22 protein-coding genes are annotated in these 24,025 nt (G+C 66.8%); 13 read left to right on the top strand and 9 right to left on the bottom strand.

All coding sequences use genetic code 11. From position 1 onward, the window contains the following. Positions 1-22: 22 nt before the first annotated feature. From ASD75_RS19995 to ASD75_RS20010, 4 genes are all read left to right on the top strand, one after another. Positions 23-892 carry a methylglyoxal synthase gene (locus ASD75_RS19995; RefSeq protein WP_056747521.1) on the top strand — a complete coding sequence of 290 codons (870 nt, stop codon included), beginning with the start codon at positions 23-25 and terminating at the stop codon, positions 890-892. Between the two features lie 60 nt (positions 893-952). Further along, complete coding sequence (pbpC, locus tag ASD75_RS20000; RefSeq protein ID WP_056747522.1) at positions 953-3,247, top strand: penicillin-binding protein 1C; 2,295 nt, start codon at positions 953-955, stop codon at positions 3,245-3,247. 84 nt (positions 3,248-3,331) lie between these two features. Next, on the top strand, positions 3,332-5,620 hold the full coding sequence (locus ASD75_RS20005) for a diguanylate cyclase domain-containing protein (RefSeq protein ID WP_056747523.1): 2,289 nt from the start codon (positions 3,332-3,334) through the stop codon (positions 5,618-5,620). 142 nt (positions 5,621-5,762) lie between these two features. Next, positions 5,763-6,929 carry an alpha-hydroxy acid oxidase gene (locus tag ASD75_RS20010; protein ID WP_056747524.1) on the top strand — a complete coding sequence of 389 codons (1,167 nt, stop codon included), beginning with the start codon at positions 5,763-5,765 and terminating at the stop codon, positions 6,927-6,929. Positions 6,930-6,944: 15 nt separating this feature from the next. Here ASD75_RS20010 and ASD75_RS20015 read toward each other — a convergent pair whose 3' ends face one another. After that, positions 6,945-7,358, bottom strand: a complete 414-nt coding sequence (locus ASD75_RS20015) for a cytochrome c family protein (protein ID WP_225580903.1) — start codon at positions 7,356-7,358, stop codon at positions 6,945-6,947. Between the two features lie 246 nt (positions 7,359-7,604). Between ASD75_RS20015 and ASD75_RS20020 the strand changes: the two genes are divergently transcribed. From ASD75_RS20020 to ASD75_RS20060, 9 genes are all read left to right on the top strand, one after another. Then, positions 7,605-8,180, top strand: coding sequence for an RNA polymerase sigma factor (locus tag ASD75_RS20020; RefSeq protein ID WP_056747526.1), 576 nt, complete (start codon positions 7,605-7,607; stop codon positions 8,178-8,180). Between the two features lie 7 nt (positions 8,181-8,187). After that, positions 8,188-8,979 (top strand): anti-sigma factor domain-containing protein, encoded by a 792-nt coding sequence (locus tag ASD75_RS20025; protein ID WP_056747528.1) that lies wholly within the window; start codon positions 8,188-8,190, stop codon positions 8,977-8,979. Positions 8,980-9,128: 149 nt separating this feature from the next. Then, positions 9,129-10,682, top strand: a complete 1,554-nt coding sequence (locus ASD75_RS20030) for a DUF4331 domain-containing protein (RefSeq protein ID WP_056061224.1) — start codon at positions 9,129-9,131, stop codon at positions 10,680-10,682. Between the two features lie 17 nt (positions 10,683-10,699). Then, positions 10,700-10,951 (top strand): hypothetical protein, encoded by a 252-nt coding sequence (locus ASD75_RS20035; protein ID WP_056061227.1) that lies wholly within the window; start codon positions 10,700-10,702, stop codon positions 10,949-10,951. Positions 10,952-11,046: 95 nt separating this feature from the next. Continuing rightward, a complete protein-coding gene (locus tag ASD75_RS20040; protein ID WP_156379466.1) occupies positions 11,047-12,189 on the top strand; it encodes a hypothetical protein in 1,143 nt (380 codons plus the stop codon). A 71-nt stretch (positions 12,190-12,260) separates the two neighbouring features. Beyond that, on the top strand, positions 12,261-13,517 hold the full coding sequence (locus ASD75_RS20045) for a HupE/UreJ family protein (protein ID WP_235509348.1): 1,257 nt from the start codon (positions 12,261-12,263) through the stop codon (positions 13,515-13,517). 146 nt (positions 13,518-13,663) lie between these two features. Continuing rightward, positions 13,664-14,596, top strand: a complete 933-nt coding sequence (locus ASD75_RS20050; protein WP_056061235.1) for a DUF3034 family protein — start codon at positions 13,664-13,666, stop codon at positions 14,594-14,596. Between the two features lie 10 nt (positions 14,597-14,606). Continuing rightward, a complete protein-coding gene (locus tag ASD75_RS20055) occupies positions 14,607-15,074 on the top strand; it encodes a group 1 truncated hemoglobin (protein WP_056061238.1) in 468 nt (155 codons plus the stop codon). A gap of 79 nt (positions 15,075-15,153) precedes the next feature. Next, positions 15,154-15,843, top strand: a complete 690-nt coding sequence (locus ASD75_RS20060) for a hypothetical protein (RefSeq protein WP_056747530.1) — start codon at positions 15,154-15,156, stop codon at positions 15,841-15,843. 134 nt (positions 15,844-15,977) lie between these two features. On the opposite strand, the gene ASD75_RS20065 is transcribed toward ASD75_RS20060, so the two are convergent. The 8 genes from ASD75_RS20065 to ASD75_RS20100 all read right to left on the bottom strand — a co-directional run bounded on the left by ASD75_RS20065 (position 15,978) and on the right by ASD75_RS20100 (position 23,907). Beyond that, positions 15,978-16,961: a c-type cytochrome gene (locus ASD75_RS20065; RefSeq protein ID WP_056061245.1), complete on the bottom strand. Its 984-nt coding sequence runs from the start codon at positions 16,959-16,961 to the stop codon at positions 15,978-15,980. A gap of 193 nt (positions 16,962-17,154) precedes the next feature. Beyond that, positions 17,155-18,225 carry an ABC transporter substrate-binding protein gene (locus ASD75_RS20070; protein ID WP_056061247.1) on the bottom strand — a complete coding sequence of 357 codons (1,071 nt, stop codon included), beginning with the start codon at positions 18,223-18,225 and terminating at the stop codon, positions 17,155-17,157. Positions 18,226-18,275: 50 nt separating this feature from the next. Beyond that, complete coding sequence (locus ASD75_RS20075; protein WP_056747532.1) at positions 18,276-19,436, bottom strand: FAD-binding oxidoreductase; 1,161 nt, start codon at positions 19,434-19,436, stop codon at positions 18,276-18,278. Then, positions 19,433-20,821 (bottom strand): NAD(P)/FAD-dependent oxidoreductase, encoded by a 1,389-nt coding sequence (locus ASD75_RS20080; protein ID WP_056747534.1) that lies wholly within the window; start codon positions 20,819-20,821, stop codon positions 19,433-19,435. The genes ASD75_RS20075 and ASD75_RS20080 overlap by 4 nt, the downstream gene beginning before the upstream one ends. Continuing rightward, positions 20,818-21,114: a (2Fe-2S)-binding protein gene (locus tag ASD75_RS20085; protein ID WP_235511664.1), complete on the bottom strand. Its 297-nt coding sequence runs from the start codon at positions 21,112-21,114 to the stop codon at positions 20,818-20,820. The genes ASD75_RS20080 and ASD75_RS20085 overlap by 4 nt, the downstream gene beginning before the upstream one ends. Positions 21,115-21,129: 15 nt before the next feature. Then, entirely contained in the window at positions 21,130-21,924 is a 795-nt protein-coding gene (locus ASD75_RS20090) for an ABC transporter permease (protein WP_056061258.1), read from the bottom strand. Between the two features lie 4 nt (positions 21,925-21,928). Next, positions 21,929-22,801 (bottom strand): ABC transporter permease, encoded by an 873-nt coding sequence (locus ASD75_RS20095; RefSeq protein WP_056747537.1) that lies wholly within the window; start codon positions 22,799-22,801, stop codon positions 21,929-21,931. Continuing rightward, positions 22,798-23,907: an ABC transporter ATP-binding protein gene (locus ASD75_RS20100; RefSeq protein ID WP_056747539.1), complete on the bottom strand. Its 1,110-nt coding sequence runs from the start codon at positions 23,905-23,907 to the stop codon at positions 22,798-22,800. The genes ASD75_RS20095 and ASD75_RS20100 overlap by 4 nt, the downstream gene beginning before the upstream one ends. Between the last annotated feature and the right edge of the window lie 118 nt (positions 23,908-24,025).

The following is a 24,025-nucleotide window of genomic DNA, read 5'->3' on the forward strand; positions in this document are numbered from 1 at the left end:
GCTTTCAGAAAGTCAACCCACCATGATCCTGGGTCTCGCTGCCAACCGCTTGCACCACCACACCGAAGATGCGGCGCTCTTTTCCTGGCTGCGCGCCTGCGAGGCGGGCATCCGGGAACTGCAGCTGGGGCTGCACGCCGTGGGCCGCACGCACGATGCCATCGTCGCTGCGGGCATGCTGCAGGGGTACCGGCCGCTGGTGCGCTATCCCTACGGGCGCGACGGTGGGCTGATGAAAGTGGTGGCAGAGGTGGTGGGCATGGGGGAAGGGCGCACGCTCGATGGCGCGATCTACCTCACCGACCCCGTGGACCCTTCTTCCATCTTCCCCGAGGCGCTGGCCCTCAAGCGGCAGTGTGTGATCCACGGCAAGCCGTTTCTCTCCACCGTGGCCAGCGCGCGCGACTGGATCGAGATGGAGCGCATCCACGCCGGGTTGCCGCCCGATCCACAGGCCGACCGGTTTCATGACCATGGCACCCAGACGCTGGCCCTGATTGCGCACGACGCGTGCAAGCAGGCCATGCTCGACTTTGCGGATCGCAACTTTGATGTGCTGTCGCAGTTTCGCCATCGGGTGGCCACCGGCACCACGGGCCAGCGACTGAACGCCCTGGCGTGGAGCAACGGCTGGCCCGAAGGGCAGCCCTGGGTGCAGCGTTTTAACAGCGGGCCGCTGGGTGGCGATGCGCAGATTGCCGACCTGGTGCTGGAGCGTCGTTGCCACCGCGCCGTTTTTTTTGAGGACCCGCATGTGGCGCGCCAGCACGAGGCCGACATCCAGCTGCTGGAGCGCGCTGTGACCACCGCCACGCACGACGCGGTGTGTGTCACCGTGCCGGGCGTGGCGCAGCGCTGGTGCGACGCCGTGCGCCTGCGCGCAGCGCGCTGATAGTGCTTTCATTTCTGTGTGTTTGTGTTCCTTCCTTTCGCTTCCTTCCCCACCTTGCGCATGCGCACGCAGGCCACCACTCTGGTGCTGGCGGCCTGCGCCTCGGGCGCCTGGGCCATTCCCACGTTTGACGAGGTGCGCGCGGACTTCAAGCCCTCGGACACCCTGATCCTCTCGCGCGAAGGCGAGGTGCTGCAGCGCTTGCGCACCGACGCCACCGTGCGGCGTGGCCAGTGGGTGCCACTGGCCGATGTGTCGCCCGCGTTGCGCCAGGCGCTGGTGCTGAGCGAGGACAAGCGCTTTTTTGAACACAGCGGCGTGGACTGGCGTGCTGCGTCGGCCGCCGCCTGGGGCAACCTGTGGAACCAGCGCACACGCGGGGCCAGCACCATCACCATGCAGCTCGCGGGCCTGCTGGACGGGGACTGGCGCCAGGGCCCCGGGGGGCGCACGGTGGTGCAGAAGGTCGGCCAGACCGTGGCCGCCCAGGTATTGGACCGGCGCTGGCGCAAGGACCAGATCCTGGAGGCGTACCTCAACCTGGTGCCGTTTCGCAGCGAGCTGGTGGGCATCGATGCCCTGAGCCGCACTCTGTTTGACAAGGCGGCCCACGGCCTGGACGACCGCGAAGCCGCGGTGGCAGCGGCCCTGGTGCGCGCACCCAACGCAAGGCCTGCGCTGGTGGCACAGCGTGCCTGCGGCGTGCTGCGCGACATGCAGCAACGCCCCTCCACCCCCGCCTCGCCCGCTGCACCGGCGGTGCGCGTGGACTGCGACGCGCTGGACCTGTTCACCACGGCTGCATTACAACGCCGCGCTTTTGATGCCAGCGAGGGTGTGGCGCCACACTTTGCACGCTACCTTCTGCGCCAGCGGGACAAGGACAGCGCTGTGCCCGAGCGGGTGGCCACCACCCTGCGCGCGCCGTTGCAGCGTTTTGCGATGCAGAGCCTGCAGCAGCACCTGCGCGAGTTGCGCGGGCGCCATGTGGAAGACGGCGCGGTACTGGTGCTGGACAACGCCACGGGCGCGGTGCTGGCCTGGGTGGGGTCATCCGGCCAGCTCAGCCAGGCCAGCGAGGTCGACGGGGTGCTGGCGTTGCGCCAGCCGGGCTCCACGCTCAAGCCGTTCTTGTACGCCCAGGCGATCGCCGAACGGCGGCTCACGGCAGCCTCGCTGGTGGAGGACTCGCCCGCGCAGATCACCACGGCGGGCGGGCTCTACATTCCGCAAAACTACGACCGCCAGTTCAAGGGCTGGGTGTCGGTGCGCACGGCACTGGCGGCGTCGCTCAACGTGCCCGCCGTGCGCACGCTGGTCATGGTCACGCCCGATGCGTTCCACCGGCAGCTCGGGGCCATGGGATTGCCGCTGCGCGAAAGTGGCGACTACTTTGGCTACAGCCTGGCACTGGGCAGCCCCGAGGTACCGCTGCTGCACCTGACCAATGCCTACCGCACGCTCGCCAACGGCGGGCGGGCGAGTCCTGTTGCAGTCACGCTCGCCAATGGCGGGCGGGTGAGCGCCGCGGCCCCGGCCATCGACCCACGCGCTGCCTACATCGTGGGTGACATCCTGTCCGACGGCAATGCACGCGCCCGCACCTTCGGCACCGACAGCGTGTTGGCCACCCGCTTCTGGACGGCCGTGAAAACCGGCACCAGCAAGGACATGCGCGACAACTGGGCGGTGGGCTGGTCCGAGCGCTACACGGTGGGTGTGTGGGTGGGCAATGCCAGTGGTGCGGCCATGCACGAGGTCAGCGGCACCAGTGGTGCAGCGCCCATCTGGGCAGCGGTGATGGGCTTTCTGCACGCCCGCGAGCCCAGCCGGGCCCCCAAGGCCCCTGGGGGCCTGGTCAGGGCGGCTGTGCGGTTTGGTCCGGGCCAGCCGCCCTCTGCAGGCGTGCCCCAGCCACTGGAGGCTGCGCGCGACGAATGGTTTGTGCCTGGCACGCAGCAGTCTTTGTTTGCTATTGATTCGATAGCTTCCGAGCCATATTCCACTAGCGCATCCGGCCAAAAATTCTCCAAAAACGCTGCCTCGACCCCTACGGCGCCTCCTGCCGGTGCCTCTGCCCGCATCACCGCCCCGGCGTCCGGCACGGTGATCGCGCTGGACCCGGACATCCCGCCGATGCGCCAGCGCCTGCAGTTCACCGCCACGGGCGATGCCGTGCAGTGGCGGCTGGACGGCAAAACCCTGGGCCGGGGGCCTCGGGTGGCCTGGATGCCGTGGCCTGGGCGGCATGTCGTGCAGATCACGGATGCCCAGGGCAAGGTGCTGGACGAAGTCCGGCTGGAGGTGCGTGGTGCCGGTGTGGTGGCGGCGCCCCCCCGGGCAGGTGCGCATTGACGCTGACAAATCCGAGGAATACGGTGTGAATTCGGGCCAAGTCCCGGTTCAGGTGACTGTTTAAAATAGTTACAAACTATCTCTATGCCCTCGCTTCGCCAGTTTTTCTCTCACCGCCTGATCTGGCTGGCTTTGCTGGTGGCTTTGGGTATTGGGGCATTGTTCGCCCGCACCATCTGGACCATTCGCAACGACGAGTGGAGCTACGCGGTGCAAACCAACGCCAACCTGGCCCGCACCCTGGAGCAGGGCCTGGCCTGGTCGCTGGACTCGTTCGATAAATCCCTGGAAGGCGTGGCCCGCGAGGTGTCGCGCCCCGAGGTGTGGGCGTTGCCCCCCGACTTGCGCTCGCGGGTGGTGTTTGACAACTCGCTGCGCGCGCGCGGCGCGGGCGATGTGTTGGTGCTGGACGCGCAAGGCAACGTCATCCTGGACTCGGGCTCCAATGCCCCCCGCCGGGTCAACTTTGCCGACCGCGACTACTTTCTGGCTTTCCGCGATCGGGGCGAACAGGGGCTGTTCTTCGGCAAGCCTGTGCCTTCGCGGGTGACGGGCCTGAACATCCTGCCCATCTCGCGGGGCTACTACAACGCAGACGGCAGCTTTGCCGGGGTGGTGGTCGGCGCCATCCGCCTGAGCTACTTCAACGAACTGTTCGGCTCGCTGGACCTGGGCCCCAACAGCGGGATCAACATGTTCCGTCAGGACGGGGTGGTGATCTCCCGCTTCCCGTACGGTGATTCGGATGTGGGCAAAACGATTGCCGGCACCCCCAACCTGCTGCGCTTTCAGAAGGAGGGCACGGGTTCTTTTGTGGGCAAGGCGGCGCTCGACGGCGTGGAGCGCCTCTACTCCTTCCGGCCTGTGGGCAACTACCCGCTGATTCTGAACGTGGCGCAGTCCACAGAGACCATCCTGGCCAAGTGGAGCAGCAGTGCCTGGGTGCTGGGCGGCTTTGCCGTGCTGCTGATGCTGGGGAGCCTGGGGCTGGCACTGATGTTTGTGCGCGAGCTCCTGCTGCGCCAGCAGGTGTCCGCGCGCCTGGCCGAGGCCGAACACGATCTGCGCACGACGCTCGACAACGTGCCCTCGATGATTGCCTACTGGGATGCCAGCATGCACAACCGCTTTGCCAACCGTGCGGCGCTGGAGGAGTTCGGCACCTACCCGGCACCGGTGCGGGACCGCCATATCAGCGAGCTGCTCAGCGAGGCCCGCTACGCGGCCAGCAAGCCCAATTACGACTTGGCGTTGGCAGGAATGCCACAGCGCTTTGAGCGGACCGACGAGGACGCACGGGGTCAGCCGCGTCACAGCATCGTCTCGTACCTGCCTGACACCGATGCGCGCGGCGTGGTCACCGGGCTCTTTGTGCAGGTGACGGACATCACCGAGCGCAAGCGCATGGAGAACGAGCTGTTCGACGAGAAAGAGCGCGTACGCCTCACCCTGCAATCCATCGGCGATGCCGTGGTCTGCTCGGACGCCAAAGGCATGGTGACCTACCTCAACCCCGTGGCCGAACGCCTCACGGGCTGGCAGGCGTTTGATGCGGCCGGGCACAACGCAGACGAAGTGGTCAGCCTGCGTTGCCCCGACAACGACGAACCCTTGCCCAACACCTTGCGCACCGCGATTCAGCAAGGCGCGGCCACAGAGCCCGTGCGGGGCGTGCTGGTACACCGCACCAGCGGCCAGCGCTTCCAGGTGGAGGAGACGGCCAGTGCCATCACCGACCGCCATGGCGCGGTGACGGGCGCGGTGGCGGTGCTGCGCGATGTGACCGAGGCCGTGGCCATGGCCGAGCGCATGTCCCACCTCGCGCAATATGACGCGCTCACCGACCTGCCCAACCGCGTGCTGCTGCAGGACCGCGCCCATCTGGCCATGGCCCAGGCACGGCGTGACGGCAAGTCTCTGGCGGTGATGTATCTGGACCTCGATGGCTTCAAGGAAGTCAACGACCGCCTGGGCCACGATGTGGGCGATGTCCTGCTGGTGCAGTTTGCCCAGCGCCTGCAGGCAGCGGTGCGTGCGTCCGACACGGTGTGCCGGCAGGGGGGCGATGAGTTTGTGGTGCTGCTGCCGGGGCTGGATGGGGTGGAGCCCGCCTGCCTGGTGGCGCGCAAGATCCTGGCGGCCTGTGACGCAGCGTTTGATCTGGCTGGGCAGCCGGTGCGGGTGGGCGTGAGCGGCGGCATTGCGCTGTTCCCGCAGCACGGCAGCACGTTCGATGAGCTGTCGCGCCATGCTGACGGCGCCATGTATGCGGCCAAACGCGGCGGGCGCATGCGCTTCATGCTGTACCAGGGCCCGGATGCCGATCCCGAGGTGGTGTTGCCCGAGCCCTCTCAAGTGGCCGCGGCCCAGTAGTCCACCTGCTGGTGTCGGGCGTCCGGGTGGCACGGCACTGTCCGTCGCTGGAAATTTGTTGCAAGCCGTCGAAAAAATTTTGATGGCTGGCCCCCGCGCCACCGCCTACCATTCGGCGCATTCCCCATCCTGGAGAGCCTGCGTGCCCAATCTGTCCAAAATCACCTGCATCGAAGACCTGCGTGCCGTCGCCCAGCGCCGTGTGCCGCGCATGTTTTATGACTACGCCGATTCGGGCTCGTACACCGAGGGCACCTACCGCGCCAACGAGAGCGACTTCCAGCGCATCAAGCTGCGCCAGCGCGTGGCCGTGAACATGGAAGGCCGCACCACCCGCACCACCATGGTGGGCCAGGACGTGGCCATGCCCGTGGCCATTGCACCCACCGGCCTCACCGGCATGCAACATGCCGACGGCGAGATCCTGGGGGCCAAGGCGGCCAAGGCGTTTGGAATCCCGTTCACCCTCTCGACCATGAGCATCTGCTCCATCGAAGACGTGGCCGAACACACGGGCCGCCACCCGTTCTGGTTCCAGGTGTATGTGATGCGGGACCGCGACTTCATCGAACGCCTGATCGACCGCGCCAAGGCGGCCAACTGCTCGGCGCTGCAGCTCACGCTCGATCTGCAGATCCTGGGCCAGCGCCACAAGGACATCAAGAACGGCCTCTCGGCCCCGCCCAAGCCCACCATCGCCAACCTCATCAACCTGGCCACCAAGCCGCGCTGGTGCATGGGCATGCTGGGCACAAAACGCCGCAGCTTTGGCAACATCGTGGGCCACGCCAAGGGTGTGGGCGACCTGTCGTCGCTGTCGTCGTGGACGGCCGAGCAGTTCGACCCGCAGCTCAACTGGGGCGATGTGGAGTGGATCAAGAAGCGCTGGGGCGGCAAGCTGATCCTCAAAGGCATCATGGACGCCGAAGATGCGCGCCTGGCCGTCAACAGCGGTGCCGACGCACTGATCGTCAGCAACCACGGTGGGCGCCAGCTCGATGGCGCGCCATCCTCCATTGCCGCACTGCCAGGCATTGCCGCAGCAGCGGGCAAGAACATCGAGGTGTGGATGGACGGCGGCATCCGCAGCGGGCAGGACGTGCTCAAGGCCCGAGCTTTGGGCGCGCAGGGCACGCTGATCGGCCGCAGCTTCTTGTACGGCCTGGGTGCCTACGGCGAGGCGGGCGTGACGCGTGCGCTGCAGATCATCCAGAAAGAGCTGGACATCACCATGGCGTTCTGTGGCCATACCAACATCAACAACGTTGATTCGTCGATCCTGCTGCCCGGTACCTTTCCCACGGCCTGAGCGGCTGAAAGCCCTTTACCGCGCGGCCGTCGTCGGCGCCGGCAGGCGTTTGAGCGTGGCCAGGTAGGCCACCACGTCCTCGCGGCCCTGCGCATCGTCGAGCTGGTAGTCCATGCCCTGGCCGGGGATCAGTGCCTCGGGGTCGGTCAGCCAGGCCTTGAGCGTGGCACGCGTCCACAGCAGCTTGCTTGCACGCAGCGCGGGCGAGTAGTCAAAATCCTTCAGTGCGCCCGCGCGGCGCCCCACCACGCCCCGGTGCGCCGGGCCGTCTCCGTGCTGGTCCGGGCTGTGGCAGCTGCTGCAATGCGCCGCGTACAGCGCAGCGCCACGCTCCACCGACTGGGCTGCAGCAGGACTGTGGGCCCCCCACACCAAGGTGGCCGCAACGGCAACCCAATGAACAGTGAACAGTGGGCGAGGCAGAGGCATGACGGGCAGCATGGGGTGGAAAGCGCAAGCGTTGTGGGCGTAGGTGACTCTTGCAGTACGGACGATCCCGCCGCCTGGATTCATGCCCGTCGCGGTTGGAGTGCCCGATACCCCGACTACACCAATTTGCCGAGCCAGGGCACTGTTTTTGTGCCCGGCTGCATCCAAAGTGCCTGCAGTGGCGTATTCACACACAGCAAAGCCCCGCAGGCACCTCCCACCCAACCAATCCCCGAGAATGGGCGCATGAGCACCCTCCACCCAGACCGTGAACTGATGGACCTCCTAGACCGCATCGCCGCGCAGGACGACTCCGCGCTGAAAAAGCTGTACGAGCGCGCCTCGTCGCAGCTTTTTGGCCTGGCCCTGCGCATCGTCCGCAACCGCGATGCGGCGGAGGATGTGCTGCAGGAGGCGTTTTTGACCATCTGGCGCGGCGCGGGCAACTACCGCGCATCGCTGAGTCCGCCCATGGCGTGGATGGGTTTGATCGTGCGCAGCCGGGCGCTGGATGCCCTGCGCAAGCGCACCACCGACCGGTCCGATCTGATGAACGAGCTGGATGACGAGATGGCGCAGACGCTGGAGGGCGATACGCCCAACCCCATGGACGCCGCCGATGCCAGCGAGCAGGCCTTTGCGCTGCACCACTGTCTGGGAAAGCTCGATCACAAGCAGCGCGAGGTAGTGAGCCTGGCCTACCTACGCGACCAGAGCCACGGCGAGCTGGCCGAGCAACTCAAGCTGCCGCTTGGCACCGTCAAGACCTGGATCCGCCGGGGCCTGGAACAGCTGCGCACCTGCATGGCGCGTTTTGCGTGAGGTTGCCATGAACATTACCCGACACCCCGAACTGCTCGACCGCCTGGCTGCCAGCTACGCCCTGGGCACACTGCGTGGCGGCGCCCGCCGCCGATTTGAAAGCCTGGCCCGCGAACACGCCACCGTGCGCGCTGCCGCGCTGGTCTGGCAGACCCGCTGGTCCGGCCTGACCGAGTTGCAGTCCGCCATCCACCCCGCGCCCGCCGTGTGGACGCGCATCGACAACCTGGTGCAGGCCGACCGGGCTGCGTCTGCCATGCAGGCTGCCCGTGTGCACCAGGCCGCAGAGGCCCCCAGCGGCTGGTGGCGCAACCTGCTGGTGTGGCGCGGTGCGGCGGCTGCGGGCGCCATCGCCACGCTGGCGGCTGTGGTGGTGGGCGTTCAGGTCAATGGTGGCCTGCGTGCCACCACCGGCGCGCAGATCGCCGCACTGCAGCAACAACTGCAAGCCACACCCCAGATCCAGTACGTGGCGGTGCTGGCCGATTACAAGGCCGACGCGTCGATGCTGGTGACGTTCGACCCCAAGAACAACCAGCTCGTGCTGCAGCGCGTGGGCGGTTTCCAGGAGGGTGCGGACAAGTCCTTGCAACTGTGGGCGCTGCCGCCCGCTGGCGGCCCGCGCTCATTGGGCGTGCTGGGGCAGGACAAGCTGCTCAAGCTGGTGGCCCAGGAGGGCGATGTGAAAGAAGTCCCCACGCTGGCCATCAGTCTGGAGCCCAAGGGGGGTGTGCCCAGCGCCACAGGCCCGACCGGGCCGGTGCTGTTCAAGGGCACTCTGATCCGCAAGGCCACCTGACACCCGGGTTCCAGGCGGTGGCGTACAGGTCTGGAAGAACCGGTGGCAAAAGAAAAGAATAGTCGCCACCGTTGAATCCACGGGTTTCTCTTCGTCGTATTCAAGGTGGGGTGCTTGGCACCCCACCATCCACCTACGAGGAGATCCCCATGCCATTGAAAAAAATCAGTCTGGCCGTGCTGGCTGTTCTGGCTGCCAGCGCAGCGGGCGTCAGTCTGGCGTCCAGCCACCGCGAGGCGCCGTTCATCACGACCCAGCCCAAGGTTGACGGCAGTGACTTCTACCTGTTCAACAGCTACGAACCGGGTCGAGCGGGTTTTGTCACCATGATCGCCAACTACCTGCCGCTGCAGGATGCCTATGGCGGCCCCAACTACTTCAGCCTGGACTCGAATGCGCTGTACGAGATCCACATCGACAACAACGGCGACGCAGCGGAGGACATCACCTTTCAGTTCCGCTTCAAGAACACGCTGAACAATGGTGGCAACGGCATCACGCTCGATATCGGTCCTGATGGTGCTCGCAAGAAGGTGGCGATCCCGCTGCGCAACGCCGGTGGCATCAGCGGCGCAGCGGGCGACCCGCTGGCATACCGTGAAGAGTACGAGATGTTCATCGTGCGCGGTGACCGCCGTACCGGCAAGCGCGAGCAGATCACCATGGCCGGTGGGGGCACCACCTTTACCAAGCCCATCGACTACATCGGTGAAAAATCGCTGGGCAATGCGGCTGCCTACGACGCCTATGCCGGCAAGTATGTGTATGGCATCAACATCCCCGGCTGCGCCACCCCCGGCAAGGTGTTTGTGGGCCAGCGGCAGGACCCGTTCCCGGTGTCGCTGGGCACCATCTTTGATCTGGTGAATGCACCTGCCGCCGTCATCACCAGCGAGTCGAATGCTGCGGCCTTCGGCGCGGGCCAGATTGCCAACAAGAACGTGACGTCGCTCGCGGTGGAAGTGCCCACCAACTGCCTCACGGCGGCATCGGGCGAGAAGGTCATTGGCGGCTGGACCACTGCCAGCCTGCGCCAGGCCCGCTTGCTCAATGGCAAGCCAGACTCGGGCCTGCAGGCCAGCGAGAAGGCCGGTGGCGCATGGACGCAGGTCTCGCGCCTGGGCATGCCGCTGGTCAACGAGGTGGTGATTGGCCTCAAGGACAAGGACAAGTTCAACGCGTCCAAGCCCAAGGATGATGCGGCCAACTTTGCGGACTACGTAACGCATCCCACGCTGCCCGCGCTGGTCGAGACGCTGTTTGGCGCCAAGGCACCCACGAACTTCCCGCGCACCGACCTGATGACGGCCTTCCTCACGGGGCTGCCCACCGTCAATCGCCCTGGCAACATCACCGGCCTGGGCGCAGGCGGCCCCCTGGCCGAAATGCTGCGCTTGAACACCGGCATTGCCGCCACGGCTGCGGCTGCGCAGAACTCGCTGGGGGTGGTGGCAGGGGACGCGGCCGGCTTCCCGAACGGCCGCCGCTTGGGCGACGACGTGGTGGACGTATCGCTGCGCGTGGCCATGGGTGCGCTGTGCACGGTGACGGGTGCCACGGACACGCTCAAAGTGGGCTGCAAGCCGGGGGATGCCCCGGCAGGAGGGGTAGCGTTTGTGGACGGCTCGCGCACCAAGGCGACGGACTACCGTACGGCGTTTCCGTATGTGAACCCACCGCTGCCCGGTGCCAAGAACTTCTGATCCGAAGGAGCCACACCATGCAAAAGAACCTTCGGATTCAGCACCTGGCCCTTACTTCGGTGGCGGCATTGGCCATCACCGGTTGCGGCGGGGGCGGTAGCGGCGACAACACGGCAGACCCTGGCAATGGGGGCCCGGTGATGGTGAACGCGTTCGAGTATGTGCAGCCCATTGTGGCCAGCGGCGCATCGGACACCACCGAGCCTCAGGCGGTGGACCAGCTGGTGCTGTCCAGCACCGAGGCTGAAGAGCCCGATTCGCGGCTCTGACCCTCGCGCGATGTCCTGGCTGCGCCCTGAAGGGGTGTGGCCAGGGCGTGCGTGGGTGATGTGTCTCTTTCGATATCCGCTGTTGTCACGAGCCCATGAAGAAACCTCATCACTGTGTGTGCGTGGCCTTGTGCCTGGTGCTCTGGGCGGGCACGGCCCTGGCGGCCTTGCCGCAGGACTTGCCACCCGGCCTCAATGCCGATGTGGTCGAGCGTCTGCCCGAGCGTGTGAGCGCAGCCCCCGCCACGCCCCAGGCCGCCGCCACCACGGCCCGGCGCTGGATCACGCTGTCACGCGAGACGGCGGACCCGCGTTACCTGGGCCGGGCACAGGCGGCCCTGGCTCGCTGGTGGGGCCAGGCGGATGCCCCGGCCGATCTGCTGGTGTTGCAGGCCACCGTAGAGCAAGGGCGCCATGAATTTTCAGCAGCGCGCGCCACGCTGGAGCGCGCCTTGCAAACCAACCCCGCACAGGTGCAGGGCTGGCTCACGCTGGCCACGCTGGAGCGTGTGGCCGCGCGCTATCAGGCCGCCGAGGCCGCCTGCCGCAACGTAGCCCGCCACGGTGCTGCGCTGTATGCCACCGCCTGCCTGCTTGAAACCCGTTCACTGCAAGGCCAGCACGATGCCGCGCGCAATGGCTTCACCGCACTGCGACAGCAGGTTGCGGGGGATGCTGCCCAGCGGGCCTGGATCGGGTCGCTGCTGGCCGAGAGCGAAGAGCGCGCAGGGCGCGATGACGCTGCCGACGCGGCCTACCGCCGCAGCCTGGCCGATGCCCCCGACGGCTACACCGCGCTGGCCTATGCCGACCAGCTGTTGCGCCGCAATCGTGCGAGCGCCGCACTGGAGGTGCTCAGGCACCAGCCCGACAGCGACTCCGTGCTGCTGCGGCGCGCGCAGGCCCTGCGGCTGATGGGGGACGCCGCGTGGCAGCCCCTGGTGCGCGACCTGGCAGCGCGTTTTGCCGCCATCGCGGCGCGCGGTGAGGGGCTGGACGCCCACGCCCGGGAGCGTGCCTTGCTGGCGCTGTGGTTGCAGGGGCAACCCGCCGCCGCATGGAAGGCGGCCCGCACCAACCTTGCCCTGCAAAAAGAGCCACTCGACTGGTGGCTTGCACTGCAGACCTCTGAGCAGTCGGGCGACGCTGCTGCCCACCAGGCCGTGCGGCAGGCCCTGCAGCAAGCAGGACTGCAAGACCTGCGCCTGGCGCGCTGGCAGACCCGGGGAGCCCAATGATGCGCTGCATGCACTGGTTAACGGGCCTCCTGCGCCCACACGGGCGTTCCCTGCGGGCCATGGTGGCTGTCGTGTTGACTGCCGCAGCACTGGCGCCCAGCGCCTGGGCCCACAAGGCCAGCGACGCCTATCTGCGGGTGGCGGATGCGCCGGCATCCCTGGGCACTGCAGGGGCGGGCGCATCGATAGGCCTTGTGCTGTCGGTGGCCTTGAAGGATGTGGATGCCGCGCTGGAGCAGCTCGATGCCGATGGCGACCGCCAGCTCACATGGGGCGAGGTGCGGCAGTCCATGCCCGCCATCGTCCAGTGGGTGGGCCAGGGCATGTTGTGGCAGTGCGACGGCACGGCGACGGTGCCTGCCTGGCGCTTTGAAGCGTTGGAGCAGCGCACCGATGGGCGTTACGCGCGGCTGGCTGCCACGCTGCCCTGTGCGCCAGCCCAGGCGATCACCCTGCGCTACGGCCTGATGCAGGGCATCGACCCCACGCACCGCCTGCTGGTGGGCGGCGCGTTGAGCGGCCAGACGCTGGCAGCCGTGCTGGCCCCTGACGGGCGCTCCGGCACCGACCTGCGCTCCGCGGGCAGCCGCGCCGGACAAGCGGGGGCAGACGGTGCGGAAGGGGCTCAAGGTGCGGACGCAACAGAGCCCGGCGCCCCACGCGGCGGGTTGGCCACGCTGCTGCACTTTGTGACCGAGGGGGTGCACCACATCCTGTCTGGCTACGACCACCTGGCCTTTTTGCTGGCACTGTTGCTGCCCATCTCCCTGGCGCGGCCGCAGCCCCGCCACCGCGATCTGCCATTGCACACGGAGTCCGGCACAACACCGATCGCTGAAACTCTGGCCTCCGGCGCCAGGGACCGCTTCACCGGGATCAAGGCGCTCCTGCTCACGGTGACCTGTTTCACCGTGGGCCATTCCATCACGCTGGCACTGGCAGGCCTGGGCTGGGTCACCGTGTCGGGCAACTGGGTGGAGCCCGCCATTGCCATCAGCATCGGCATCTCGGCGTTGCTGAACCTGGTTCCCGTCCAAGGCCTGCGCAGTAGCTGGCTTGCTCTGGGCTTTGGGCTGGTTCACGGGCTGGGTTTTTCCGGAGTGCTGGTTGAAGCTGGCGTGGCGGGTGCTTCGCTGTTGTGGGCCCTGGCGGGGTTCAACCTGGGGGTCGAAGTGGGCCAACTGATGGTGGTCGCCCTGTGGTGCACGGTCTCGGTGGCGTTGGCGCGCAGGGCGTGGTACCGCTCGGTGGTGGTGCGTGGGGGCTCCGTCGCGTTGCTGGTGCTGTCGCTGTACTGGACCGTGCAGCGCCTTGCCTTCGCTGGCTGACGAGAACGGTGGCCAGTCCGTCGTGGGGGCCAGACCCTGATCAGGCGCTAAAGACCCTTTGCGGTGCTCTGGATTCACATCTGGACGCCGCCCGTGTGCGTAATGACGCTGTCGTAGCAATTATTTACAAACACGAGGAGCGCCCCATGAAGAGTCCCCTTTCCATCGCCGTGCTGGCTGGCGTTGCACTGGCCTGCAGTGCGGCCCAGGCTGATACCGGCAAGCTGCTGCTCACCGGTGGTGTCAGCACCATCGCCGGATCGGCGGGCGGCGGGCTGACCCCCTGGGCAGTGATTGGCAGCAACGCCACCGAGGGCGAGGTGGGTGTCAGCGCCTATGCCACCCGCGCGGCCACCCAGGACTACAGCCTGAACGGCTATGGCGTGGCCCTGGGGCTGCACGACCGCCTGGAGCTGTCGCTGGCGCGCCAGGACTTTGATGCCTCGCCCGCGATCGCGCTCAACGGCATTGCGCCGTTTGGCGTGACACCCGGCCAGCACATCAAGATGGATGTGCTCGGCATCAAGCTCAAGGTGGCGGGCGACGCGGTGCTCAACAGCGACAGCTGGATGCCCCAGATTGCGGTGGGGCTGGAGCACAAGCAGGTGCACCCGGGCTCCATCAGGTCGGTGCTGGACTTTCTGGGCACCAAAAGCAGCGGCACTGATGTGTACGTGAGCGCCACCAAGCTGCTGCTGGCGCAAAGCGTGCTGGTCAACGGCACGCTGCGCTACACCAACGCCAACCAGAACGGCCTGCTGGGCTTTGGCTCGGCCGCGCCCGGCAAGAACAGCCGCAGCCTGCAGCCCGAGTTCTCGGTGTCGTACCTGATCAACAAGAACCTGGCGGTGGGCGCCGAATACCGCTTCAAGCCCAACAACCTGCAGGCGCTGGGCGCTGCGGCCGGCCTGGGTGCTGCGCTGCGCGAAGACGACTGGAAGGACATCTTTGTGGCCTGGGCGCCCAGCAAGAACGTGTCGCTCACGTTGGCCTATGTGGATCTGGGCCGCATCGTGCCCGGCATCACCCAAAACCGCCGCCAGACGGGCTACTACCTGTCGGCCCAAGTCGCTTTCTGAGGAGATTTTCATGACCCACTCCAAAAACCTCATCGCCCTGGCCATCGCCCTGAGCGGCTTGCTGGCTGCCCCGGCCTTTGCGCAGACCGCTGCGGCTCCGGTGGCGAACACTGCAGCCCCTGCCGGCCTGTACCAGGCCCTGGGCGAAAAGCCTGGCATCACCCGCCTGGTGGACGATTTTGTGAACCGTGTGGTCAAGGACCCACGCATCGGCAGCCACTTCAAGGACACCAAACCAGCCGCCCTCAAGGAGAGCCTGACCGACCAGTTTTGCCAGTTGAGCGGGGGCCCTTGCAAATATGAAGGCGCTGACATGAAATCGGCCCATGCCGACATGGACATCAACAAGGGCCACTTCAACGCTCTGGTGGAGGTGCTGCAAAGCGCCATGGATGCCCAGGGCATACCGTTCGCTCAACAAAACCGCCTGCTGGCGTTGTTGGCGCCCATGCACCGTGACGTGATCACCAAGCGGTAAGACAATGAAAAATGCTATATTTTTAATAGCTGCTAGCGCAATATTCACTAGCGCTTGGGCCGGAAATGTTCAAATTCAGGTGCTGGACCGCGAGGGCAAGCCGGTGCCCGACGCCGTGGTGGTGGTGTACCCCGGGGCCACTGCGGGCGCGGCCCCCAGCCTGCTGCAGCCCAGCCCCACCATTGAGCAGGAGCGCATGCGTTTTGTGCCTGCCGTCACCGTGGTGATGCCCGGCACCACCGTGCGTTTTACCAACCAGGACCGCTGGGATCACCATGTGCGCGGCAACCCTACAGGCGTAGCCGCTGCAGCGGCCCCTGCTGCGCCTGGTTCCAATTTTGAGCTGCGCCTGGCCGGCAAGGCCGACGGCAAGCCCGCCAACTTTGCGGACGTCAAACTCGACACCCCTGGCGTGGTGCTGCTGGGCTGCCACCTGCACGGTTCCATGCGCGGCCACGTGTTTGTGACCGATTCGGCCTGGACACTCAAGACCGACAACGATGGCATTGCCCGATTTGCCAGCGTGCCGGATGGCGCCGCACAGGTGCGCGTGTGGCACGCAGAGCAACTGGTGGACCTGCCGCGCAAGGCGCTGAATGTGGTGCCCGGCCCGGTGCTGGATACCGTGCAGCTCAGCGTGGTGCCACGGGTGCGCCGCGCACCGCCGGCTGCGCCCACCGGCCCTACCAACAGCCCCGGTGGGCCCATGGGGTCTTACAGCCAGGCGCCCGTCTCGCCTCCCCAGGCACATCAGCACCCGGGCAGCTGACCCGCCACCACAGCGGGTGGTCCAAAGGGGGCGGGTCAGCAGGGCAGCGATTTTTGAGTGCGTGGTCCGTCGCCCGCTCTTTCGTCTGAGTTTCTGCGGGCATCCCCCTGCTGGGTCGTCCACAGGCTCCCAGATCAACCTGGCAGCTTGAGCCCGCCCGGTCCGGAGGGCACGGTGTTGGCGCTGCTCTTTTGGCTGCCGGCCGTTGCACTGCCCACGTCCTGCTTCACGCTGCCAGGGGGTGCGTTCAGGTACAGGTACAGCGCCTGCGCATCCACATCGCTCAACTGACCCAGCGACTCGAAGGGCATCACCTGGATGGGTGTGCCGTCAGGCCGCTTGCCTGTGCGCAGCATGGCCACAAAGCTTGCGGCGTTGGGGTAGCGTGTCAGGGCGCTGTCGGCACTGTGTGTGCCAGGGCGGATGTCTGCCGCCGCAGGCCAGTCAGGCGGGCCGCCGGGGATTTTGCCGCCAGACAGGTCGGCACCATGGCAGCCGATGCACATGTTGGCCACGTACTGGCCGTTGGCCAGCGTCACTCCGGCAGCCGTCGGCCGCGAGGGGGCCAGCTGGTGGTCAATGCGCGAGGCCGCGTCGGGAATCGCACCCAGCCCATACAGCACCCAGGCAGGGTGCGGCAGATCGATCACGGCCTGCGTGCCCTCCTTGGGGGGGAACTGGCGCACATACGACGCCAGGGCGTTCAGGTCTTCGTTGGTGAAGCGGTTGTAGTCCTCGCTGGGCATGACCAGCACCGGGCGGCCATTGGGCTTGACGCCGTGGCGGATCACGCTGTTCCAGTCCTCGGGCTGGTAGCGCGCCACCACGCCAGCCGGCGTGATGTTGGGCCCTACGATGCGCGTGCCCTTGCCATCGTTGACGAACTCGCGGCCCGTGCCTTGTGCGCCATGGCAGTCGGTGCAGCCACGCGATGCATACAGATAGCGCCCACGTTCGATGGTCTGCGCATCGGTGGTGTAGGCCACGGGGCGGGGTTTGATGTCGATGTAGCGGTTGCGTTTTTGCTCGGCCAGGTACAGGCCGCTGGCGGCGGTGGCGACAACGATCACGCCCAGCAGCAGCGCGCTGCCTGCGGTCCATTTGATCCAGCGTTTCATGGTGGTATCCCTCTTCTTCGAATGGTGGCGGACGGGCTGAACGAATCAGCATGCCCAGGCGCCGGATTCTGAAGTCGAAGAAGCGGTTTGTGGCACCCCACCACCGCAGGGTATGGCGGGGCCGGTGACATTTGTCACAAACGGCCCGCCAGTGTGAGCAGGTGTAGCCTGTTCACACGCGCTCCATATCCTCTCAGCGCTCGATAGTCTTGTTCCAGCGCGCGTTCCACGCAGGGCGGTTGGCGTTCACGCTGTCCCAGTCCAGCGTCACGGCGTTTTTCATCCACTGGCTGATCTGCGCGACCTGGGCGGCACCTTCACCCACGGCAGGCGCCTTGGGGTTGGTGGGAATCTGCGCGCCAAACTGCAGCACGTTGGCCTGTGCCAGCGGGCTCAGCAGAAACTCGGCCAGCTTTTGCGCCAGTTCGGGTTCGCTGTTCTTGGCGACCACGCATTGGCCGGTCATCAGCACTACCGAGCCCTCCTTGGGCTGTGCGTATTCCACCGGAATGCCCTTGGCCTTCAAGGCCGCCACACTGGTCGGCGTGAGCGGGAAGATCGCCGCTTCGCCCGTCTGCACCATCTCTGAAATCTTGGCCGAGCTGGGGATGTACTCCAGCACGTTGGGGCCGATGGTCTTGGCCCAGTTGTTGAAGCCTGGCTCCACGTTCTTGTCGTTGCCACCCTGTATGCGGTTGAACATCAAAAAGCCGTGCAGCCCGAACGACGACGACGGCATGGACTGGAACACCACCTTGCCCTTGTACTTGGGGTCGGCAAAGTCCATCCACGACGTAGGCGCGGCCCAGCCCTTTTCGGCAAACATCTTGGTGTTGTAGGCGATGCCGGTCATGCCCAGGCTCACGCCGCTGGCCAGGTCGTCCTTGAAGCGCGCGGCGGGGTAGATGTCGTTCAGGTGCGGGTTGGGCTTTTGCTTTTCGCACAGGCCCATGCCCATGGCACGCACCATGATGCCGTCGTCCAGAAACATCACGTGCATCTGCGGCTTGTCCTTGTTGGCCTGGGCCTTGGCCAGGATGTCCGAGGACGTGCCAGGCACCACCACCACCTTCACGCCATGCAGCTTTTCAAACGCCGGGAACACGTACTGCGTGTACGCCTTCTCCATCGTGCCGCCATTCATGCCGATGTACAGCGTTTTGGTCTGCGCGGTGGCGGTGCCTGCGGCGGCCACGGCGGTCAGTGCAGCGGCCGTCACAAGGGCGCGGCGGGTGCGGCTGGCAAAGCGGGGGGAGAAGGTCATGGTGGTTTCCTTTCTGGTGGGGAGGGGAGTTTTGTCGGTGGCAAACGGGGTCAGTGGGCAGCGGCAGTGCTGGCCACGTCAGCCACCGTCGTTGGGTGAAATCGCTCAATCGCAAAGGCATCAATCGGCGTGGTGCTGCGGCCATCGCGGGCCAGCTCGGCCAGCACCTCGCCCACGCCGGGGCCAATCTGAAAGCCCGCACCCGCAAAGCCAAAGCCATGGATCAGGCCAGGCGTGGTGTGGCTCTTGCCCAGCACCGGCTGGCGGTCAGGCAGATAGCCTTCGGTGCCGCTCCAGGTGCGAATGAAGTGCGCGCTCTTGAGGGCGGGCAGCAGCTCCACCGCCTGCACTGCCAGGGTCGCGATGGCGCTGCGCTCGGAGCGGGCGCGGTCGGCATCCAGCGCCACACCTGCGCCGCCGCCCAGCACCAGATTGCCGCGCGCCACCTGTCGGCAGTAGATGCCGCCGCCTTCCACACCCAGGCTCCAGTGCATGAAAAAGGGCAGGGGCTCGGTCACGGCCATGGCCGGATGGCCGGAGTGAATGGGCACGGCCTCGCCAAACTGCGCGGCCAGCGCACCGGCCCAGGCACCAGCGCAGTTGATGAGCACAGGCGCACGCACCGCCACGGTGGTGCCGGAGCGCACGGTAAACAGCTGCCCGTCGTGCTCCACCGAGGTCATCGGTGTGCGCTCCAGAATCTGCGCGCCCGCGCGCTTGGCCGCCAGCGCAAACGCGGGCGACACCAGGCGCGGGTTGGCCTGGCCGTCGTCGGGGCACAGCGAGCCACCCACGGCACGCCCGCCCAGCCAAGGGCAGCGCTCGCGCAGCGTGGTGCCCGAGATGAGCTGGATGCCCAGGTCAAAGTCGCGGCTCAAGTGGGCATAGGCTTCCAGCGAAGCCATGTCCGCCTCACTGCGCCCGATCTTGAAGTGCCCGCTGCGTTGGTACTCGCCATCGGTGCCAACCAGCGCGGGCAGGTCGGCCCACACCTGGTGGGCGCGCTGCGCCAGCGGCAGCTGGCTCACAGGGCGGCCCTGGCGGCGCACGCCGCCGTAGTTCACGCCGCTGGAGCGCGAGCCGCACAGGTCGCGCTCCAGCAGCACCACGGCCACACCTTTGCGGCGCAGTGCCAGCGCGGCCGATGCGCCCATGATGCCGCCGCCCACGATGGCAACGTCGGTGTCGATGGTTCGGGTGGTCGTGCTCATTCGGTGGCCTCCGCCTGGGCTTGCAGGTGGATGGGAATGGGCTTGATCGGCGCCTGTCCGCGCAGCCGTCCTACCGTGTCAATCGGCTTGCCTGTGGCGTGGGCCAGGATTTCTGCAGCGGCCACACCGCACATGCGGCCCTGGCAGCGGCCCATGCCCACGCGGGTCAGGGCTTTAAGACGGTTCATCTCGTCTGCGCCCGCATCGCGGGCACAGGCGCGCAGCTCACCGGCTGTGATGTTCTCGCAGCGGCACACCACCAGCGCGTCGGGGGCGTGCGTTGCCCAATCTGTGGGGAAGGGGAAGGCGCGCTCCAGCCCTTGGCGGAACGGCATCAAGCCCGTGAGCTTGCGTTCCAGCTCCGCCGCGCGTGCAGTGTCCACCTTCACGCCGTGGTCAGCCAGCAGCGCCAGCGCAGCGCGCTCACCCGCCCACTCGGCCGCATCGGCGCCCATGATGCCCGCGCCATCGCCCGCCAGGTACACGCCGGCAACGCTGGTGCGGCCCGCGCCATCGCGCTCTGGCAGGTGGGCGCGGTGCATCGGGGCCCAGGCAAAGCGGCAGCCCAGCAGGTCTGCCAGTTGGGTTTCGGACCGCAGGGCGTAGCCAAAGCCCACGGCATCGCAGGGCACGGTGTGCTCGGCCTGGCCGTCACTCCACACCACGGCGTTGATCCGTATTTCGCCCTCCATGCGGACAGGCCGCACGCCGGTGTGCACCGCCACGCCATGCGCGCGCAGCCAGCCTACGTAGTACATCCCTTTGGCCAGCACGGCGGGCTGCGTCAGCATGCCGGGCAGCGCGGCCAGTTGGTCGACAAAGCGGGCGGTGTCCAGCACTGCGGCGACCTTGGTGCCCGCCTTGGCATATTGGTACGCCACCAGATACAGCAGCGGCCCAGTGCCCATCAGCACCACGTTGCGGCCAATGGTGCAGCCCTGGAATTTGAGCGCCACTTGCGCTCCCCCCAGCGTGTACACGCCAGGCAGCGTCCAGCCCGGCACGGGTAGCACGCGGTCGGTGGCGCCGCTGGCCACGATGAGCTGGCCGTAGGGCACCGTGCGCGTGGTCTGTGTGGGGCCGTGCAGCACATCGAGCAAGCCACCCTGGGCATTCCACACCAGGCTGTCAGGTTGGTAGTCGATGTGGGCGTCCAGACCATCCAGCGTGCTGTGCAATGCCGTGGCGCGTGATGCTTCGGTGCCGTACAGCGTTTGCGGGCTGCGGGCAAAGTGGGCAGGCGGGCGGCGGTAGATCTGCCCGCCACCGCGTGCGGCCTCGTCGATCACGGTGGGCCGCGCACCATGTGCCACCAGGGTTTGCGCCGCGCGGATGCCCGCGGGGCCTGCGCCCACGATCACGGGTTGTAAGGTGGGGGCGGTCATGCGGCCCCTCCGGTAGTCAGCTGCATGCCCGTCTGGATGAAGGTGGCGCAAGACCGTAGGCGTTCGCCGGTAGCCGTCATCACCCAGCAGTCCTGGCACGCGCCCATCAGGCAAAAGCCTGCGCGCGGCTCGTGGCTGAACTCGTTGCGGCGCAACTGGGCGCGGTGGGTGAGGATGGCCGTGAGCACCGTGTCACCTTCGAGCGCAGCGGCGGGTTCGCCATCGAGCACGAAGGGCACGGGCGCGCGGTCTTTTTCGGCCACGCGGTGGAGCAGGGCTGTGTTCACAGTCATGGAAGTCGTGCCCATTTATTTGCGCCCTACGAGCACGCGGTCCAGGCCGTACACCCGGTCGAGAATCACCATCGCGCAGGCCGTCAGGGCCACCATCAGTGCCGACACCGCAGCCATCAGCGGGTCGATCGACTCGGTGGCATACATGTACATGCGCACGGGCAGCGTCACGGTGCTGGGCGAGGTGACGAAGATCGACATGGTCACTTCGTCAAAGCTGTTGATGAAGGCCAGCATCCACCCGCCCGTCACGCCCGGCAAAATCATCGGCAGCGTGATGCGCGTGAACACCGTGGCCTGGCTCGCGCCCAGCGACAGGGCGGCGTGCTCGGCACTGCGGTCAAACCCCACCAGCGCCGCCACCACCAGCCGCAGCGTGTAGGGCGTGACGATGAGCGCATGCGCAAACACGAGCCAGCCAAAGCTGCCCGTGCCACCCAGCAGCGCAAACAGCCGCAGCAGGGCCACGCCCAGCACCAGGTGCGGAATGATCAGCGGCGACAGAAACAGCCCGTTGAGAAAGCCGCGCCCCGCAAACTCATAGCGCGTGATGGCAATGCCCGCAGGCACGGCCAGCACCGTGGCCAGCGTGGCCGATGCCAGCGCCAGCCACAGGCTGTTCCAGAACGACTGCACAAAGTCCGAATGCTCGAACACCGCCTTGAACCAGCGTAGCGAGAACTCGGTGGTGGGCAGCGTCAGCGTGTTGTGCGGCGTAAACGCCACGATGCACACCACCAGCAGCGGGGCGAGCATGAAGGTGATGACCAGCGCGTTGAACGCGAGGGCGAGAGGGCCGTTCTTCTGCATCGCTTCAGCCCAGCGCTTTCTTGTAGCGACCTTCAACCAGTCGGTTGTAGCTCAGCATCACCACCAGGTTGGCCACCAGCAGCGTCAGCGCAATGGCAGCGCCCAGCGGCCAGTTCAGCTCGTGCAGGTACTCGTCGTACACCACCGTGGCCACCATCTTCAGCCGCCGCCCACCCAGCAGGCCGGGGATGGCAAACGAGCTGGCCGCCAGGCCGAATACGATGAGGCTGCCGGACAGGATGCCAGGCAGCACCTGCGGCAATACAATGCGCCGCAGCGTGGTGAAGGGCGAGGCCTGCAGCGACAGCGCCGCGTTTTCCACACCGGGGTCCAGCTTCTGCAGCGAGGTCCATACGGGGATCACCATGAAGGGCAGCATCACATGCACCAGGGCGATGACCACCGCGATCTCGGTGTAGAGCATCTTCACCGGGCCAATGCCAACGAGTTGCAGGGCGCCATTCACCAGCCCCTCGGGGCCCAGCAGCATGCTCCAGCCAAAGGCGCGCACCACCACCGACACCAGCAGCGGCGCGAGCACCACCAGCAGCAGGATGGAACGCCAAGGGTTGCCCATGCGGCTCAGGATGTAGGCCTCGGGTGCGCCAATGGCCACGCAGATCAGCGTAACCAGCCCCGCAATCCAGAACGTGCGCCAGAAGATGGTGTGGTAATACGAATCGGTGAACACATGGGCGTAATGCTCCAGCGTGAACTCACCCGCCTTCACCCCGGTGGCCGGGTCGAACGCGTTGAACGACAGCACGGCCGTGAGCGCCAGCGGCACCAGCAGCAGCACCGTGAACAGCACCAGCGCCGGGCCCGACAGCCACCAGGGCGCGGCCTTTTTGTGCAACAAGGTGGTGGCCAGGCTCATGGCGCCACCTCGGCGGCGGTGTCTTCGGCCTCCAGCTCGGCCATGGCGGTTTCATCGGCGGGCAGCAGGCGCATGCAGTGGTCGGGCCAGTCCACGCCCGTGCGCTCGCCCTCGGCCAGCGCAGCGCGGCCGTCGTTGGGCGCCAGCACCATCAGGTCGCCCACGGGGGTGCCCACACGGTACAGCCACTGGCTGCCCAGGAAGAACCGCTCGCACACCTGGCCATCCATCCGGCCCTGCACGGCGGGTACCAGTTGCACTTTTTCAGGCCGCACGCTCAGCAGCACAGCGGCGCCGGGGCGGTAGCGGGCACCGTCTACCTCCATCGTGAGGGCTCCCACCTTCACCTGTGTGTGTGTGCCATTGGCATGCGCTACCTGGCCGGGCAGCAGGTTGGCCTTGCCCACAAAGGTGGAGATGAAGCGCGTGCGCGGGTGTTCGTACACGCGATGCGGGTGATCGATCTGCGTGGCGCGGCCGGCCTCCATCACCACCACGCGGTCGCTGATGGACATGGCCTCGCTCTGGTCGTGCGTGACCATGATGGTGGTGGTGCCCACCTTGCGCTGAATCTGCCGCAGCTCAAACTGCATTTCCTCGCGCAGCTTGGCGTCGAGGTTGGACAGGGGCTCGTCCAGCAGCAGCACTGGCGGCTCGATCACCAGCGCACGTGCCAGGGCCACCCGCTGGCGCTGGCCTCCCGACAGTTCGCGGGGGTAGCGCGTGGCGTGCTTTTCCAGGTGCACCAGCGCCAGCGCCTGGGCCACGCGCTCGGCGCGTTCGGCCTTGGGCACCTTGCGCATCTCCAGCCCAAAGCTCACGTTGGCCGCCACCGTCATGTGCGGGAACAGCGCATAGCTCTGGAACACGATGCCCAGCCCGCGCGTGTTGGCCTTGGCGTGGGTGATGTCCTTGCCATCGAGCTCGATGCGCCCGCTGGTCACGGCCTCGAACCCCGCCACCATCTGCAGCGTGGTCGTCTTGCCGCAGCCCGACGGGCCCAGCAGCGACACAAATTCACCCTTTTGCACCGTGAGGTTCATGGACTGCACCGCGCAGGTGCTGCCATAGAACTTGGTCACATCCGTGAGCTTGAGAAACGACATGGCGAAAGCCTTTCCGGTGGTGGCATCGCACGGTTTGCCAGGGGGGCTGTGCGTGTCACCTGCTGTGGAGTTGCATGGATGGGCTGCGGGCCTTCGGTGTGCTTGCACCGGGGTGGTG

Source organism: Acidovorax sp. Root568 (assembly GCF_001427445.1).
Taxonomy (GTDB): domain Bacteria; phylum Pseudomonadota; class Gammaproteobacteria; order Burkholderiales; family Burkholderiaceae_C; genus Acidovorax; species Acidovorax delafieldii.